The sequence below is a fragment of the Mycobacteroides franklinii genome (assembly GCF_001853795.1).
Classification (GTDB): Bacteria; Actinomycetota; Actinomycetes; order Mycobacteriales; family Mycobacteriaceae; genus Mycobacterium; species Mycobacterium franklinii.
This window is the reverse complement of the sequence record NZ_MLIK01000004.1, coordinates 259,916-274,874: the sequence shown is the minus strand read 5'-3', so window position 1 is coordinate 274,874 and position 14,959 is coordinate 259,916. Positions and strand designations below refer to the sequence as shown.

The 14,959-nt window shown below is 66.1% G+C and carries 16 protein-coding genes; 10 read left to right on the top strand and 6 right to left on the bottom strand.

Translation table 11 applies throughout. The features are described 5' to 3' along the window. The 4 genes from cysD to BKG76_RS25500 form a co-directional block, all read right to left on the bottom strand. Complete coding sequence (gene cysD / locus BKG76_RS01845; protein ID WP_070935457.1) at positions 1–927, bottom strand: sulfate adenylyltransferase subunit CysD; 927 nt, start codon at positions 925–927, stop codon at positions 1–3. Next, positions 924–1,646 carry a phosphoadenylyl-sulfate reductase gene (locus tag BKG76_RS01840; protein ID WP_070935455.1) on the bottom strand — a complete coding sequence of 241 codons (723 nt, stop codon included), beginning with the start codon at positions 1,644–1,646 and terminating at the stop codon, positions 924–926. Before BKG76_RS01840 ends, cysD begins: the two co-directional genes overlap by 4 nt. Then, positions 1,643–3,325 carry a nitrite/sulfite reductase gene (locus BKG76_RS01835; protein WP_070935452.1) on the bottom strand — a complete coding sequence of 561 codons (1,683 nt, stop codon included), beginning with the start codon at positions 3,323–3,325 and terminating at the stop codon, positions 1,643–1,645. The genes BKG76_RS01840 and BKG76_RS01835 overlap by 4 nt, the downstream gene beginning before the upstream one ends. Before the next feature lie 104 nt (positions 3,326–3,429). Beyond that, complete coding sequence (locus BKG76_RS25500; protein WP_407937633.1) at positions 3,430–3,573, bottom strand: Ms4527A family Cys-rich leader peptide; 144 nt, start codon at positions 3,571–3,573, stop codon at positions 3,430–3,432. Positions 3,574–3,662: 89 nt separating this feature from the next. Between BKG76_RS25500 and hemW the strand changes: the two genes are divergently transcribed. Then, on the top strand, positions 3,663–4,838 hold the full coding sequence (gene hemW, locus BKG76_RS01830; protein WP_070935450.1) for a radical SAM family heme chaperone HemW: 1,176 nt from the start codon (positions 3,663–3,665) through the stop codon (positions 4,836–4,838). 7 nt (positions 4,839–4,845) lie between these two features. Here the strand turns inward: hemW and BKG76_RS01825 are convergent, their stop codons facing one another. Further along, on the bottom strand, positions 4,846–5,154 hold the full coding sequence (locus tag BKG76_RS01825; protein WP_070935448.1) for a type II toxin-antitoxin system VapB family antitoxin: 309 nt from the start codon (positions 5,152–5,154) through the stop codon (positions 4,846–4,848). A 134-nt stretch (positions 5,155–5,288) separates the two neighbouring features. On the opposite strand from BKG76_RS01825, the gene hrcA reads away from it, so the two are divergent. The 9 genes from hrcA (at position 5,289) to BKG76_RS01780 (ending at position 13,458) form a co-directional block, all read left to right on the top strand. Beyond that, positions 5,289–6,314, top strand: a complete 1,026-nt coding sequence (hrcA, locus tag BKG76_RS01820; protein ID WP_070935446.1) for a heat-inducible transcriptional repressor HrcA — start codon at positions 5,289–5,291, stop codon at positions 6,312–6,314. A 44-nt stretch (positions 6,315–6,358) separates the two neighbouring features. Next, on the top strand, positions 6,359–7,504 hold the full coding sequence (gene dnaJ / locus BKG76_RS01815) for a molecular chaperone DnaJ (protein ID WP_070935444.1): 1,146 nt from the start codon (positions 6,359–6,361) through the stop codon (positions 7,502–7,504). A gap of 3 nt (positions 7,505–7,507) precedes the next feature. Further along, a complete protein-coding gene (locus BKG76_RS01810) occupies positions 7,508–8,296 on the top strand; it encodes a 16S rRNA (uracil(1498)-N(3))-methyltransferase (RefSeq protein WP_070935442.1) in 789 nt (262 codons plus the stop codon). 84 nt (positions 8,297–8,380) lie between these two features. Continuing rightward, positions 8,381–9,424: a PhoH family protein gene (locus tag BKG76_RS01805; protein WP_070935440.1), complete on the top strand. Its 1,044-nt coding sequence runs from the start codon at positions 8,381–8,383 to the stop codon at positions 9,422–9,424. Continuing rightward, on the top strand, positions 9,421–9,933 hold the full coding sequence (gene ybeY / locus BKG76_RS01800) for an rRNA maturation RNase YbeY (protein ID WP_070935438.1): 513 nt from the start codon (positions 9,421–9,423) through the stop codon (positions 9,931–9,933). Before BKG76_RS01805 ends, ybeY begins: the two co-directional genes overlap by 4 nt. Further along, entirely contained in the window at positions 9,933–11,240 is a 1,308-nt protein-coding gene (locus tag BKG76_RS01795) for a hemolysin family protein (protein ID WP_070935436.1), read from the top strand. Before ybeY ends, BKG76_RS01795 begins: the two co-directional genes overlap by 1 nt. Further along, positions 11,233–11,559, top strand: a complete 327-nt coding sequence (locus BKG76_RS01790; protein ID WP_070935434.1) for a cytidine deaminase — start codon at positions 11,233–11,235, stop codon at positions 11,557–11,559. The genes BKG76_RS01795 and BKG76_RS01790 overlap by 8 nt, the downstream gene beginning before the upstream one ends. Continuing rightward, the gene (era, locus tag BKG76_RS01785) at positions 11,556–12,470 is read left to right on the top strand and encodes a GTPase Era (RefSeq protein ID WP_070935432.1); all 915 of its coding nucleotides are present in this window, start codon (positions 11,556–11,558) and stop codon (positions 12,468–12,470) included. Before BKG76_RS01790 ends, era begins: the two co-directional genes overlap by 4 nt. A 139-nt stretch (positions 12,471–12,609) precedes the next feature. Next, positions 12,610–13,458, top strand: a complete 849-nt coding sequence (locus BKG76_RS01780; protein WP_070935430.1) for a DUF559 domain-containing protein — start codon at positions 12,610–12,612, stop codon at positions 13,456–13,458. Positions 13,459–13,541: 83 nt separating this feature from the next. Here the strand turns inward: BKG76_RS01780 and BKG76_RS01775 are convergent, their stop codons facing one another. After that, a complete protein-coding gene (locus tag BKG76_RS01775; protein ID WP_070935428.1) occupies positions 13,542–14,942 on the bottom strand; it encodes an amidase in 1,401 nt (466 codons plus the stop codon). Between the last annotated feature and the right edge of the window lie 17 nt (positions 14,943–14,959).

Sequence of the window (14,959 nt, the reverse complement as noted above, 5' to 3'; positions counted from 1 at the left end):
TCAGAAATAGCCCTCTCGCTTGCGGTCTTCCATGGCCGCCTCGGATACTCGGTCGTCGCCGCGGGTCGCGCCGCGTTCGGTGATCCGTGAGGAAGCCACCTCGGCAAGCACCGCCTGCACATCGATGGCGTCCGAGAGCACGGCGCCGGTGGTCGAGCCGTCGCCCACGGTGCGGTAGCGCACCGAAAGTGTTTGCAGCTCTTCGCCGTCGCGCGGGCCGCCCCACGGACCGGGCGTCAGCAGCATTCCGTCGCGGTTGAACACCTCGCGCTCATGCGCGTAGTACAGGCTGGCCAGCTGAACGTTCTCCCGCGCGATGTAGCGCCAGACATCCAGCTCGGTCCAGTTGCTGATAGGGAACACCCGGACATGCTCGCCCGGGGCATGCCGACCGTTGTACAGGCTCCACAACTCGGGGCGCTGTTTCTTGGGATCCCACTGGCCGAACGCATTGCGCAGGCTGAAGATTCGCTCTTTGGCGCGCGAGCGCTCCTCATCGCGGCGCCCGCCGCCCAACACCGCGTCGAACTTGTTGTCGGTGATGGCTTCCAGCAGCGGAATGGTCTGCAGCGGATTGCGGATTCCGTCGGGCCGCTCGGTCAGACGGCCGTCGGCCAGGTAGTCCTCGACGTTCGCGACCACCAGGCGCAGGTTGTGGCGTTCCACGATCTCGTCGCGGAAGGCCAGCACCTCGGGGAGGTTGTGCCCGGTGTCGACATGCAGCAGCGCGAAGGGCAGCGGTGCGGGCCAAAAGGCCTTGAGCGCGGTGTGCAGCAGCACCGTCGAGTCCTTGCCGCCGGAGAACAGCAGCACCGGGCGCTCGAACTCGCCGGCCACTTCGCGGATGATGTGAATCGACTCGGATTCCAGATCGGTAAGTGTCTCTGTCTGATTCAACGCAGCTTCCGTTCCGATTTGAGTCGTCATGAGGCGTGCAACCCGCATTCTGTCTTGGAGAGGCCCTGCCAGCGTCCGCTGCGTGCGTCGCCGCCGAGAACCGGTTTGGCCGTGCACGGCGCACAGCCGATCGACGGATATCCCTCGTCCACAAGCGGATTCACCAGGGTTCCGTGTTCGTCGATGTACTTCTGCATGTCTTCGTCGGTCCATGCCGCGATCGCGTTGATCTTGACCAGCCCGAATGCCTCGTCGAAGCTGATCAACGGTGCGTTGGCGCGGGTCGGCGCATCGACGCGGCGCAGCCCCGTCACCCAGGCCGAGTATCCGGCGAGCGACTTGCGTAGCGGTACCACCTTGCGCAGCCGGCAGCATTCGGCGGGATCGCTGGCGAACAGGTCCTTGCCCACCAGCTCGTCCTGCTGCGCCACTGTCTGCTCGGGGGCCACGTTGACCACGTGGATGTCGTACACCGACTCCACCGCATCGCGGGTGCCGATCGTCTCGGCGAAGTGATACCCGGTGTCCAAGAACAGCACGTCGACGCCCGGACGCACCTGTGCGGCAAGGTCAACCAGCACCGCGTCCTGCATGTTGGAGGCGACAACGTAGGTGTGCGGGTCGCTCCCGAAGTTCTCGTCGGTCCACCGCAGCAGTTCCTCGGCGGAGGCATCCTGCAATTCGGCGGCACCCCGCTCGGCGAGCGCGCGAAGTGCGTCGAGATCCTTGCTGGTTGTCTCCGTGCTCATCGCAAGTCCGCCTCCTCAGCGCGAACGGCCCACTGCGCGAAGCGCTCTCCGTCCGTGCGTTGGCTGACGAAGTTGCGCACCACCCGGTCGATGTAGTCGCCAAGCTCGGTGCTGGTGACCTTGTGCTGACGCAGCTTCCGGCCAAATCCACTGTCGAGGCCCAGGCTTCCGCCGAGGTGTACCTGGAAGCCTTCGACGCTGTTCCCGTCTCCGTCGTCAACCATCTGACCCTTGAAGCCGATGTCGGCGACCTGCGATCGGGCGCAGGAGTTCGGGCAGCCGTTGATGTTGATGGTCACCGGGGTGTCGATCTGCGCGTTCAAATCGTCCAGCCGCTTGTCCAGTTCCGGTACCAGATCCTGTGCGCGCTTGCGGGTTTCGGTGAACGAGAGCTTGCAGAACTCGATACCGGTGCAGGCCATCAGGTTCTTGCGCCAGTGCGACGGGCGTGAGGGCAGCCCGAGCGCGTCGAGTCCCTCGGTGAGCTCGCCGATCTTGTCGTCAGGTACGTCGAGGATGATCAGCTTCTGGTACGGCGTGAACCGAACGCGGTCCGATCCGGCCTTCTCGGCGAGGTCGGCGACAGCCGACAGGATCGTTCCCGATACCCGGCCCGCAATGGGGGAGACGCCGACGGCGTTGAGCCCGTTCTTGAGACGCTGCACTCCCACGTGGTCGATGGGATGCGGCGGCGGCACCAGTGCGGGCCCGTCGATCAGCTTGCGCTTGAGGTACTCGGTCTCGAGAACTTCGCGGAATTTCTCGACGCCCCAGTCCTTGACCAAGAACTTCAACCGGGCCTTGGCGCGCAACCGCCGGTAGCCGTAGTCACGGAAGATGCTGACGACGCCTTCCCAGACGTCGGGAACTTCGTCCAGGGGCACCCACACGCCCAGGCGTTGGGCCAGCATGGGGTTGGTCGACAGACCGCCACCCACCCACACGTCCAGGCCGGGGCCGTGCTCGGGGTGGACGACGCCGATGAACGCGACGTCGTTGATCTCGTGCACGACGTCCTGCAACCCGGAAATGGCGGTCTTGAACTTCCGGGGAAGGTTCGCGTAATCCTTCTTCCCGATGTAGCGCCGCACGATCTCGTCGATGGCAGGCGTCGGGTCCAGCACCTCGTCGAGGGATTCGCCGGCCAACGGGGACCCGAGGATCACACGCGGGCAGTCGCCGCATGCCTGGGTGGTGTGCAGACCCACCTCGTCCAGGCGGCGCCAGATTTCCGGCATGTCCTCAACCCTGATCCAGTGGTACTGGACGTTTTCCCGATCGGAGAGATCGGCGGTATCCCGGGCGTACTTGGTCGACAGGTCACCCAGGGTGCGCAGAGCGTTGACGGTCAACGCACCGCCGTCGGAACGGACCCGCAGCATGAAGTGCTCGTCCTCGAGCATGTCGGTGTTCTCGTCACCGGTCCAGCTGCCGTCGTATCCGGGCTTGCGCTGCGTGTAGAGGCCCCACCAGCGGAACCGGCCGCGCAGGTCGGTCTTGTCGATACTCTCGAAACCCTGCTTGGCGTAGATGGTTTCGATGCGCTCGCGCACGTTGAGTGGGTGGTCGTCCTTCTTGGCCTGCTCATTGGGGTTCAGCGGCTCGAGCTCACCAAGGGCCCATTGCCCTTCACTGCGCTGTTGCTTGGGGCGAGCCGGGCGGGTCTCGCTGGTTGTCATGGTGCTCCTAACGAAGGCAGGCACAGTCGTGGGCGACACACCGGGGGCTGACCGGAGGCGCAGATCCTCACGACCGTTCGGGTGGCAGACGGGGCAGGACTACGTCAGTAAGGGAGACAACACGCGCTACAGACACGCTTCAGGTCGATATGCCGCCGCGCGACAAGTGGGACCTGATGTGTGCTCACGATGCCAATTGTGCCATGCACAGCCCGGACCCCACGCCACCGGGCAGTAATTCCGCTCATTGTGAGCAAAACCTCCAATCGGTGTGGGGGATTCCCGCCACCGCGCACATTGATTTTTTCTCCCGTCGCGCCTGGCACACACTTGACGGGTGAGGCCCGAAGCGATTGCCACCCTGCCGCCCCTGGTGCCGGCGGCAGGGCGTCCGTTCGGGATCTACGTGCATGTGCCGTTCTGTGCCACACGCTGCGGATACTGCGATTTCAACACCTACACCGCCGACGAGCTGGGCGACGGGACCTCGCCCGCGGGCTGGCTGGAGGCATTGCGCGCCGAGCTCGGATTGGCCGCGCAAACCCTGGCCGGCAACCCGCCGGTGCAGACGGTGTTCGTCGGTGGCGGCACGCCGTCCTTGCTGGGTGGTGCCGGGCTGGCCGAGGTGCTTGCTGCGATTGGCGCCCACTTCACGCTGGCGCCCGGGGCGGAGGTCACCACGGAGGCCAATCCCGAATCCACCTCACCCGCCTTCTTCGAGACGATCCGCGCCGCCGGGTACACCCGCGTCTCATTGGGCATGCAGTCGGCGGCCCCGCATGTGCTGGCGACGCTGGATCGGGTGCATGCGCCCGGACGGGCAGTGGCGGCCGCGCAGGAAGCGCGTGAGGCAGGTCTCGGGCACGTCAACCTCGACCTCATCTACGGCACCCCCGGCGAGACCGACGACGACCTGCGTAGGTCCATCGCGGCCGTGCTCGAGGCCGGGGTCGATCACGTGTCGGCGTACGCACTGGTCGTCGAGGAGGGCACCGCCCTCGCGCGGCGGGTACGCCGCGGTGAACTGCCCAATCCCGACGAGGACGCACTGGCCGACCGGTATCAGCTGCTGGACGCCGCGTTGTCGGAGGCGGGACTGGGTTGGTACGAGGTATCCAACTGGGCGCGACCCGGCGGGCAGTGCCGGCACAATCTCGGGTACTGGGCGGGCGGTGACTGGTGGGGTGCCGGGCCGGGTGCACACGGACACGTCAACGGTGTGCGGTGGTGGAATGTCAAGCACCCCAACGCTTATGCGAAACAGCTGGGGGAGGGGCGGCTGCCCGTCGGCGGGCACGAAATCCTCAGCCCCGTCGAACGGCATACCGAGGACGTGCTGTTGGCGGTGCGGCTCAATACCGGAATTGCGTTGGCGGACTTGACTCTCGAAGAACGCGGGCGCGTCCCCGCGGTGGTTGACCGCGGGCTGGCCGGGCTGGTGGACGATCGGCTGGTGCTCACCGATCAGGGGCGGCTACTTGCCGACGGTGTGGTCCGCACCATCCTGGATTGAGCGCCGCCTAGACCGGCCGCAGCTGATCCATGTCGAAAACCCTGGCGTGCAGCACGACCCGATTGCGTAGCGCGGCCCGGACGGCGCGGTGCAGGCCGTCTTCCAGATAGATGACGCCCTGCCATTTCACGGCATGCGGGAACAGGTCCCCGTAGAAAGTGGAATCCTCGCTGAGTAGACGGTCCAATGCGAGCACCGTGGTGGTGGTGACGAGTTCATCGAGACGAATCTGCCGGGGTGGGATGCGTGACCAGTCCCTGGTCGATAGCCCATGTTCCGGGTAGGGCTTTCCCTCCCGGACGCCTTTGAATATCACTGCAAATCTGTCCGAATCAGATCCACCGTCTCGGCCGTCATAACACCTGAGGTTAGCGTGAACAGCCATGGCAGCGGGCCGGGGCGGCCTGGCCCCGTAAAATAAGGGCAAAATCACGTGCGAGGGAGGTGACCATGGCCACTGCCGATGACCGACGCTTTGAGGTGCTGCGCGCCATCGTCGCCGACTACGTCACCACCAAGGAGCCGATTGGCTCCAAGGCCCTGGTCGACAGGCACAGCCTCGGGGTGTCCAGCGCCACCGTCCGCAACGATATGGCCGTCCTGGAGGCCGAGGGCTACATCGCCCAGCCCCACACCAGCTCGGGGCGTGTCCCGACGGAAAAGGGTTACCGCGAATTCGTCAACCGGCTCGAGGACGTCAAACCGCTTTCGGGCGCCGAGCGCAAGGCCATCCTGAACTTCCTGGAGGGCGGCGTCGACCTCGATGACGTGCTGCGCCGGGCCGTGCGGCTGCTGGCGCAGATGACCCGTCAGGTCGCCGTCGTGCAGTACCCCACACTGTCCTCGTCCAGCGTGCGCCACCTGGAAGTGGTGTCGCTGAGCCCGGCCCGGCTGCTCTTGGTGGTCATCACCGACTCCGGGCGGGTCGATCAACGCATCGTCGAGCTGGGCGATGTCATCCGCGATGACCAGCTGAGCAGGCTCCGAGTGCTGCTGGGCGCGGCGTTGGACGGCAAGAAGCTGTCGGCGGCCTCGGTGGCCGTCGCGGAGCTCGCGGATCAGTCCGATGACGACCTGCGTGATCCGCTCACGCGTGCGGCGACTGTCCTGGTCGAGACGCTCGTCGAGCATCATGAGGAACGTCTGCTGCTGGGCGGCACCGCCAACCTGACGCGCAACGCGGCGGACTTCGGCGGCCAGCTGCGTACCGTTCTGGAGGCGCTGGAGGAGCAGGTTGTGGTGCTGCGCTTGCTCGCCGCGCAGCAGGAGGCCGGTCGCGTCACCGTGCACATCGGTCACGAAACCGCCGCTGAGCAGATGATTGGCACCTCCGTCGTCTCCACCCCGTATGGTGCGGGCGGAGCGGTATTCGGCGGTATGGGTGTGCTGGGGCCCACACGGATGGACTACCCGGGAACCATCGCGAACGTCGCGGCGGTTGCCATGTATATCGGCGAAGTGCTAGCCAACCGCTAGCAGCATGTGAACTAGACAGATAGCAACGGAACGAGATCAACACAGTGGCGCGTGATTACTACGGCATCCTCGGGGTCAGCAAGGGTGCCAGCGACAGCGAGCTCAAGCGGGCGTACCGCAAGCTCGCCCGCGAGCTGCACCCCGACATCAACCCCGACGAGCAGGCGCAGGCGCGCTTCAAAGAGGTCAGCGTCGCCTACGAGGTGCTGACCGACCCGGAGAAGCGGCGCATTGTCGACCTCGGCGGCGACCCGCTGGAGAACGGCGGCGGAGGCAACGGGTTCGGCGGCTTCGGTTCGGGCTTCGGCGGCCTGGGTGATGTCTTCGAAGCATTCTTCGGCGGATCGGCGGGCGGATCGCGGGGTCCGCGTGGCCGCGTGCAACCCGGGTCCGACTCACTGCTGCGGATGCGTCTGGACCTGCTGGAATGCGCGACCGGCGTCAGCAAGCAGGTGACTGTTGATACCGCGATTCTGTGTGATGGATGCGCCGGCAAGGGCACCCACGGCAACTCGGCGCCCAGCGCCTGTGAGACCTGTGGTGGTCGTGGCGAGGTGCAGACAGTGCAGCGTTCGCTGCTCGGCCAGGTGTTGACATCACGCCCCTGCCCGACGTGCCAAGGCGCCGGAGAGGTCATCACCGACCCCTGTCACAAGTGCGGTGGCGACGGCCGGGTGCGTGCGCGTCGTGACATCACCGTCAAGATCCCGGCCGGTGTCGGCGACGGGATGCGGGTGCGGCTGGCGGCTCAGGGTGAGGTCGGTCCCGGTGGTGGACCGGCCGGTGACCTGTACGTCGAGGTGCACGAGAAGCCGCATGACGTGTTCATCCGTGACGGGGATGACCTGCACTTCACGGTGCGCGTACCGATGGTCGAGGCGGCGCTGGGCACCAGCGTCTCGGTCGAGGCCATCATCGACGGAGAAACCGTCGTCAAGATCGAGCCGGGCTCACAGCCGGGTTCGGTGGTGACAATGCGCGGCAAGGGCATGCCGCACCTGCGTACCGGTGTGCGGGGCAACCTGCACGCCCACCTCGACGTGGTGGTTCCCACGCGGCTGGACTCCAAGGAACGCGAGCTGTTGAAGGACTTCAGGGCCCGCAACAAGGAGGGCTCCGAGGTCGTATGGGCCGAGTCCGCGTCCGGCGGCGTGTTCTCGCGGCTGCGCGAGGCCTTCACGGGTCGCTAATCGATGGCGGCCGCCACGATCTTCTACGTCGATCGCGTTCCCGCAGCCGGTGAATCGGTGGTGCTCGACGGGGATGAGGGCCATCACGCCACGCGGGTGCTGCGCATGCGGGCCGGTGAGTCCGTCATGGTGTGCGACGGTGCCGGCGAGGTCGGTGACGGTGTCGTTGCTTCCGCCGATCGCGCAGGCCTGACGATCGAGGTGACCGGACGCTGGAGCATCGATGCGCCGAGCCCCAAAGTGACTGTGGTGCAGGCACTCCCCAAATCGGATCGCTCCGAGCTGGCGGTCGACCTGGCGGTAGAGGCGGGAGCCGACGAGATCATCCCGTGGCAGGCGCAGCGGTGTGTATCGCGCTGGGACGCGCAGAACGACCGGGACAAGGCGGCCAAGGGCCGGCGACGCTGGGAGGCGGTGGCGCGCGCGGCGTCGCGACAATCCCGTCGGGCCTTTGTGCCAACGGTGCCCGATCTGCACTCGACGGCGCAGCTGGCCGATGTGGTGCGTGCGCGGACCGCGAACGGGGCCGTCGTACTGGTGCTGCATGAATCGGCGGATTCCGGGCTGAGCGCCCTGGGTGAGCGGCTCTCGTCGGCGCCATCGGTGGTGCTGATCGTGGGTCCCGAGGGCGGCGTAGCGGACGAGGAGCTGGGAGTTTTGGTCGAGGCGGGTGCCGCTGCGGTGCGTCTGGGGCCGACGGTGCTGCGCACGTCCAGTGCCGCTGCCGTGGCGTTGGGGGCACTCGGGGTATTGACGGATCGGTGGGCCAGTGGCCCGCTGGCGCACCAGTGAGCGCTAATCGCGTGGAGGCCGACGGTTGCCAGCGGTAAACTCGAAGCAACTTCACAACCCAAGAAAGCAGGCGACCTTAACCACGTGACGAGCCGAGAACAAGGTGCCGCTGTGCCGTCTTCGGATGTACGCAGCAGCGTCGAGATTCCGAACGATCTCATCATGGGCCTGCTGGGTTCTGCTGATGAAAACCTGCGCGAGCTCGAGGACCTGCTGACCGCGGATGTCCACGCCCGCGGCAACACCATCACCTTCACCGGGGAGCCCGCCGATGTGGCGCTGGCCGAGCGAGTGGTCTCCGAGCTGATCGTGATCGCGCGTCGGGGCCAGCAGCTCACGCCCTCGACGGTGCGGCACACGGCGACAATGCTCACCGGTGACGACGACGAGTCACCCGCAGAGGTGCTGAGCCTGGACATCCTGTCGCGGCGCGGCAAGACCATCCGCCCCAAGACGCTGAACCAGAAGCGCTATGTGGATGCCATCGACGCCAACACGGTGGTTTTCGGTATCGGCCCGGCCGGCACCGGCAAGACGTATCTGGCGATGGCCAAGGCGGTGAACGCCTTACAGAGCAAGCAGGTCACCCGCATCATCCTGACCCGCCCGGCGGTCGAGGCCGGGGAGCGGCTGGGCTTCCTGCCCGGCACGCTGAGCGAGAAGATCGACCCGTACCTGCGGCCGCTGTACGACGCGCTGCACGACATGATGGATCCCGAGCTGATTCCCAAGCTGATGTCCGCCGGGGTGATAGAGGTTGCGCCACTGGCCTATATGCGCGACCGGACCCTCAACGACGCCTTCATCATTCTCGACGAGGCGCAGAACACCACGGCCGAGCAGATGAAGATGTTCCTCACCCGGCTGGGATTCGGTTCCAAGATCGTGGTGACCGGTGACGTCACGCAGGTCGACCTGCCCGGTGGTGCCCGTTCCGGGCTGCGGGCCGCGGTCGACATTCTCGATAACATCGAGGGAATTCACTTCTCGGAGTTGACGAGTGCCGATGTGGTGCGCCACCGGCTGGTGTCGGAGATCGTGGATGCCTATGCGCGTTTCGAGGATTCAGACTTGACAGGTAACCGCGCGCAGCGGCGCGCATCGGGGAACCGGAGCCGGCACAGATGAGCATTGAGGTCGTCAACGAGTCGGGTGTCGACGTCGCCGAGGGCGAGTTGGTCAGCGTCGCGCGATTCGCCATCGCGGCAATGGATGTCCATCCCGCGGCGGAACTTTCGATGATGCTCGTCGACCTCGCGGCGATGGCCGACCTGCACATGCGGTGGATGGACCTGCCCGGCCCCACCGATGTCATGTCGTTCCCGATGGACGAGCTGGAGCCCGGCGGGCGTCCCGACGCTCCCGAGCCGGGGCCGTCGATGCTGGGGGACATCGTGCTGTGCCCGCAGTTCGCGGCCGAACAGGCTGAGGCGGCGGGTCATTCGCTGGCACATGAGTTGGCGCTGCTGACCGTGCACGGTGTGCTGCACCTACTCGGCTACGACCACGCCGAACCCGAGGAAGAGCGCGAGATGTTCGCTCTGCAGAACCAGCTGCTGCAGGACTGGTACGAGCAGCAGGCTCAGCTGTACCGCGATAGCCGTCTGCTCGACAAGTCGCGCAACTTCGACGAGTGATGTCGGGCATAGGGCTGCTGCTGGCGGCGATTGCGCTGGTCGGTCTGGGCGGTGCCTTCGCGGCGATCGATGCCGCCATCAACACGGTGTCCTCGGCGCGTGTCGACGAACTGGTTCGCGAGGAAAGGCCAGGGGCGGTACGCCTTTCCGTGGTGATCCGGGAGCGCCCGCGCTATGTGAACCTGGTCGTCCTGCTGCGCACCACCTGCGAGATCTTGTCGACGGTGTTTCTGGTCGGGTACCTGACCGCGCGGATGAGTCTGGGCGCCGCACTGATGATCTCGGCGATCGTCATGGTGGTGACAAGCTTCGTGGCGATTGGCGTGGGCCCGCGGACCTTGGGACGCCAGCACGCGTACTCCATCGCGCTGGGCGCCGCGGTGCCGCTCCAGGTGATTTCGGTACTACTGGGCCCCATTTCGCGGCTGCTCATCCTGCTGGGAAACGCGGTCACACCCGGACGTGGTTTCCGCAACGGTCCGTTCGCCTCCGAAATCGAGCTGCGCGAGGTCGTCGACATGGCGCAGCAGCGTGGTGTGGTGGCCGATAACGAACGCCGGATGATTCAGTCGGTATTCGAGCTGGGTGACACCCCCGCCCGTGAGGTGATGGTGCCGCGCACCGAGATGGTGTGGATCGAATCCGACAAAACAGCCGGTCAAGCCACCTCGCTCGCGGTGCGCAGCGGGCACTCGCGTATTCCGGTGGTGGGGGAGAACGTCGATGATGTCGTCGGTGTGGTCTTCCTCAAAGACCTTGTGCAGCAGACGTACTACTCGGTGAATGGTGGACGTGATGTCACCGTGGCGCAGGTGATGAGGCCGGCGGTGTTCGTCCCGGACTCCAAGCCGCTGGACGAGTTGCTGCGTGAGATGCAGCAGGATCGCAAGCATATGGCGCTGCTGGTGGACGAGTACGGCGCGATCGCCGGCTTGGTGACCATCGAGGATGTGCTGGAGGAGATCGTCGGAGAGATCGCCGACGAATACGACCAGGACGAGGTCGCTCCGGTGGAGGAATTGGGCGACAAGACGTTCCGCGTCTCTGCCAGGTTGCCGATCGAGGCCCTGGGGGAGCTGTACGGCATCGAATTCGACGAGGATCTCGACGTCGAGACGGTGGGCGGACTGCTGGCGCTCGACCTCGGCCGCGTGCCGCTGCCGGGCGTCAAGGTCGCCTCGCATGGACTTTTGTTGCAGGCTGAGGGTGGTCCGAACACGCGTGGCCGGGTGCGCATCGGCACGATTCTGGTGCAGCCTGACCCGGACGCGACAGACGACGAGAAAGCGGAGGAAAGAGATGACTGAGTTGGACGCGGAAGATAACAAGCTCGTCGTGCTGGCCCGTGGAGCGATGGGGCGTGCCGAGGCGAAGTCGGGTGCTGCGGTGCGCGATGGCGATGGCCGCACCTATGCCGGTGCGCCGGTAGCGCTTTCGGTGCTGTCACTGACCGCTCTGCAGGCGGCCGTCGCGGCGGCGGTGTCCAGTGGCGCGTCGGCCATCGAGGCAGCCGTACTGGTCGGCGGTTCACATGAAGACCCGGGTATCGCCGCTGTGCGGGAACTGTCGCCGTCGGCGACCGTCATCGTGACCGATCGCACCGGCGTACCTGCGGGGCAATTGTGAGCTCGCCCGAATTTCGTTCGGGATTCGTCTGTTTCGTCGGGCGGCCGAACACCGGCAAGTCGACGCTGACCAATGCGCTGGTCGGCCAGAAGGTGGCGATCACCTCGAACCGGCCGCAGACCACCCGGCACACGATCCGCGGAATCGTGCACCGCGAGAATTTCCAGATCGTGCTCGTCGACACCCCGGGGCTGCACCGGCCGCGCACGCTGCTCGGTCAGCGGCTCAACGACCTTGTGCGCGATACGTATTCCGAGGTGGACGTGATCGGGCTGTGCATTCCGGCCGATGAGGGGATTGGGCCGGGCGACAAGTGGATCTATGAGCAGATCAAGCTCATCGCGCCGCGCACCACGCTGATCGCGATTGTCACCAAGATCGACAAGGTGAGCAAGGAGCGGGTGGCCGAGCAGCTGCTGTCGGTGTCCGAACTCGTCGGGCCGGATGTCGACATCGTTCCGGTGTCTGCCATCTCGGGCGCCCAAGTCGAGGTGCTGACAGAGGTTTTGGCGTCCAAGCTGCAGCCGGGGCCGGCGTTCTATCCCGACGGTGAGCTGACCGACGAGCCCGAAGAGGTGCTCATGGCCGAGCTGATTCGCGAGGCCGCACTCGAGGGTGTGCGAGATGAGCTGCCGCACTCGCTGGCCGTGGTGATCGACGAGGTGAACGAGCGCGAGGGCCGTCCCGAGGGTTCCGAGCTCATCGACGTGCACGCGATCCTCTACGTCGAGCGGGACAGCCAAAAGGGCATCGTCATCGGCAAGGGCGGATCGCGGCTGCGCGAGGTCGGGACCAACGCCCGAGTGCAGATCGAAAAGCTGCTCGGCACAAAGGTGTTCCTGGATCTGCGCGTCAAGGTCGCCAAGAACTGGCAGCGTGACCCCAAGCAACTCGGCAAGCTGGGCTTCTAAGCGGCGGGGCCCCGCCTCGCGCGGCCATCCCTCGCGCCGACACGCCGTCTGGTGGCGGTTTCGTATCGCACAAGTTCGCCACTAACAGGCGTGTCGGCGACTGCGTTTTTCTGTCGGTGGCCCGTGGCAGGGTCCGCCCATGGACAAACTCATTGTGGGCAGCGAGGCCATCGCTGCGGGGGTGCTCACACGGCATGAGCTTCGTCAGCATTACGACGCGGTGTTCCGTGACGTCTATCTCCCGGTCGGGGCCGACCTCACCGCGGCTCTGAGGGCCAAGGCGGCATATCTGTGGGCGGGCAGAGAAGCAGTGGTCTGCGGAGTTTCAGCGGCGGCCTTGCTCGGCAACCCCTACATCTCCGCCGAACGCGTGGTGGAGCTGAACCGGCAGCGGCGCAACGCGCCGAAGGGGATCGTGATCCGGGGGGATCGTCTCTTTCCCGACGAGTGCACGATCGTCGGTGACGTCGCAGTGACGACGCCGGCCCGGACCATCTTCGACATAGGTCGACGAGTGCAGACGAACCGGGCCGTTGAACTGACGGATGTACTCCTTCGCGATTGCGACGCCACCGAGGTGGATGCCCTGATCGCCCGTCATGGCGGCGCACGCGGACTCCGACGTCTTCAGAACGTGTTGTTCCTGGCAGACCCGGGGGCCGAATCGGTGCAGGAGACCCGGTTACGTCTGTGCCTTGTGGGCGCTGGGCTACCGCGCCCGGAGACTCAGATAGAGCTCCGGGGTACCGGCGGACGGCTGGTTCGCCTCGATATGGGTTGGCGAGCCGAACGTTTGGCAGCCGAGTTCGACGGAGCGCAACACTGGGGAGATTCCGCGCAACACCGTCGCGATATCGAACGGCAGGAGTTCATTGCGGCCATGGGATGGAAGCTCATCAGGGTGAGCCGCGATCAGCTGGCCAACGACCCAGGTGCCGTCGTCGCGAGGGTCAGATCCGCTTACCGGGCCAGAGCACAGGCCGCCTGATCTCGACACGCCCGCTTGTGGCGAACTTGTGCGATACGAAACCGCCACAACACGGCGTGTCGGCGCAAAAGGGGAGGCGTCCCTCACCACCAGGGGTCGGGGGTCTCCGCTGCCCAGTTGTTGACCGACTCCAGCTGTGCGGCAAGGGAAATCAGCAGCGGTTCGCTGTTCGCCGGGCCCATCAGCTGCACGCCGATCGGCAGCCCGTCTTGGGTGAACCCGGCGGGCACGTTGATCGACGGCCAGCCAAGGACATTCCACGGCCACGTCATGGGACACGCACCGACTTGCCCGCGATCCGTTGCGAGACTGCCGATATCGTCGAAATCGTAGATACCCGTCGGCGGCTGGGCGGTGGTCGGTGCCAACACCACGTTGAAGCTGCCGAAGATCTTGCCGACCCGTGCCTGCAGCCGCGGCTCGGCCGCCCGCGCCCGCCGCAGCGCCCAGCCTGCCAATCGGCGGCCGGTGCGCATGTTCGTCAATGTCCTCTGGTCCCAATGCGCCCCGGCATCGAGCCGATCCCCCCACGGCAGCAGCCCGGCGGTCGCGCGTGGCAGGAAGTTCAGGCCGAGTCCGACGCCGTAGTCCGGGTCGCCCTCGGACACCATGTGCCCGAGGGAGCGCAGCTGATGGGCGACGTAGCGGGTGGCCGCCTCGATCGTGGGATGGATGTGCGCCGAAAAGCCGGAGAACGGAATCTTGAGCGATAGCGCGACGCGGAGCTGTCCCGGGTCCTCGTGGACGGCATCGAGAATCCGCACATGCGGTGGCTTGTGCAAGTCGCCGGAGACGTTTCCCGATGCCGCATCCAGCAGTAGTGCGGCATCGGCAACCGTGCGGGCCAAGGGTCCGTGGACGGTTATCCCGTTGAACGCCTCGGCCAATGGCCAGGTGGAGATCCGGCCGCGTTGGGGCTTGATACCGATCAGATGCGTCCAGGCGGCCGGAATGCGGACGCTTCCGGCGCCATCTGAGCCGATGGCACCGGCGACGAGCCCGGCCGCGACGGCGGCGGCGCTGCCGCCCGAGGATCCGCCGGGAGTGTGGCCGCGGCTCCATGGATTGCGGGTGTGTCCGAAGCCGGGACCGCTGGTGAAGCCCCACTGGCCCAGCTCACAGGTGTTGGTCTTGCCAACGATCACCGCACCCGCGGCCCGTAATCGGCGCACCAGCTCGGCATCCTCGGACTCCGAGCCGACGGCTCCGGCGGTACCGAATGCGGTTGGGGTGCCCGCCAAGTCGGTGTCGTCCTTGATGGCTATGGGCACCCCGAGCAACGGCAGCCGTTCGCCCCTGGCTAACCGCTTGTCGGCCTCGGTGGCGTCGGCGAGAGCGCTCTTGGTGCACACCACCCGGAACGCGTTGAGGGTCGGTTGGCTTGACTTGATCGCGTTGAGCGCCGTGAGGGTCAACGAAATGGAGCTGACCGAACCCTCTGCCAGCGCTGCGGCCTGGGAAGTCAGCGTGGGAAAGCCCGACATGACCAGAAGGGTAAGCG

Bases quoted from the DNA above. Each gene is read 5' to 3' on its own strand.
- BKG76_RS25500 (WP_407937633.1), bottom strand. From the start codon at position 3,573: ATGAGCGGAATTACTGCCCGGTGGCGTGGGGTCCGGGCTGTGCATGGC.
- hrcA (WP_070935446.1), top strand. From the start codon at position 5,289: ATGGCCACTGCCGATGACCGACGCTTTGAGGTGCTGCGCGCCATCGTC.
- BKG76_RS01840 (WP_070935455.1), bottom strand. From the start codon at position 1,646: ATGAGCACGGAGACAACCAGCAAGGATCTCGACGCACTTCGCGCGCTC.
- ybeY (WP_070935438.1), top strand. From the start codon at position 9,421: ATGAGCATTGAGGTCGTCAACGAGTCGGGTGTCGACGTCGCCGAGGGC.
- BKG76_RS01775 (WP_070935428.1), bottom strand. From the start codon at position 14,942: ATGTCGGGCTTTCCCACGCTGACTTCCCAGGCCGCAGCGCTGGCAGAG.
- cysD (WP_070935457.1), bottom strand. From the start codon at position 927: ATGACGACTCAAATCGGAACGGAAGCTGCGTTGAATCAGACAGAGACA.
- BKG76_RS01780 (WP_070935430.1), top strand. From the start codon at position 12,610: ATGGACAAACTCATTGTGGGCAGCGAGGCCATCGCTGCGGGGGTGCTC.
- BKG76_RS01790 (WP_070935434.1), top strand. From the start codon at position 11,233: ATGACTGAGTTGGACGCGGAAGATAACAAGCTCGTCGTGCTGGCCCGT.
- BKG76_RS01810 (WP_070935442.1), top strand. From the start codon at position 7,508: ATGGCGGCCGCCACGATCTTCTACGTCGATCGCGTTCCCGCAGCCGGT.
- BKG76_RS01795 (WP_070935436.1), top strand. From the start codon at position 9,933: ATGTCGGGCATAGGGCTGCTGCTGGCGGCGATTGCGCTGGTCGGTCTG.
- BKG76_RS01835 (WP_070935452.1), bottom strand. From the start codon at position 3,325: ATGACAACCAGCGAGACCCGCCCGGCTCGCCCCAAGCAACAGCGCAGT.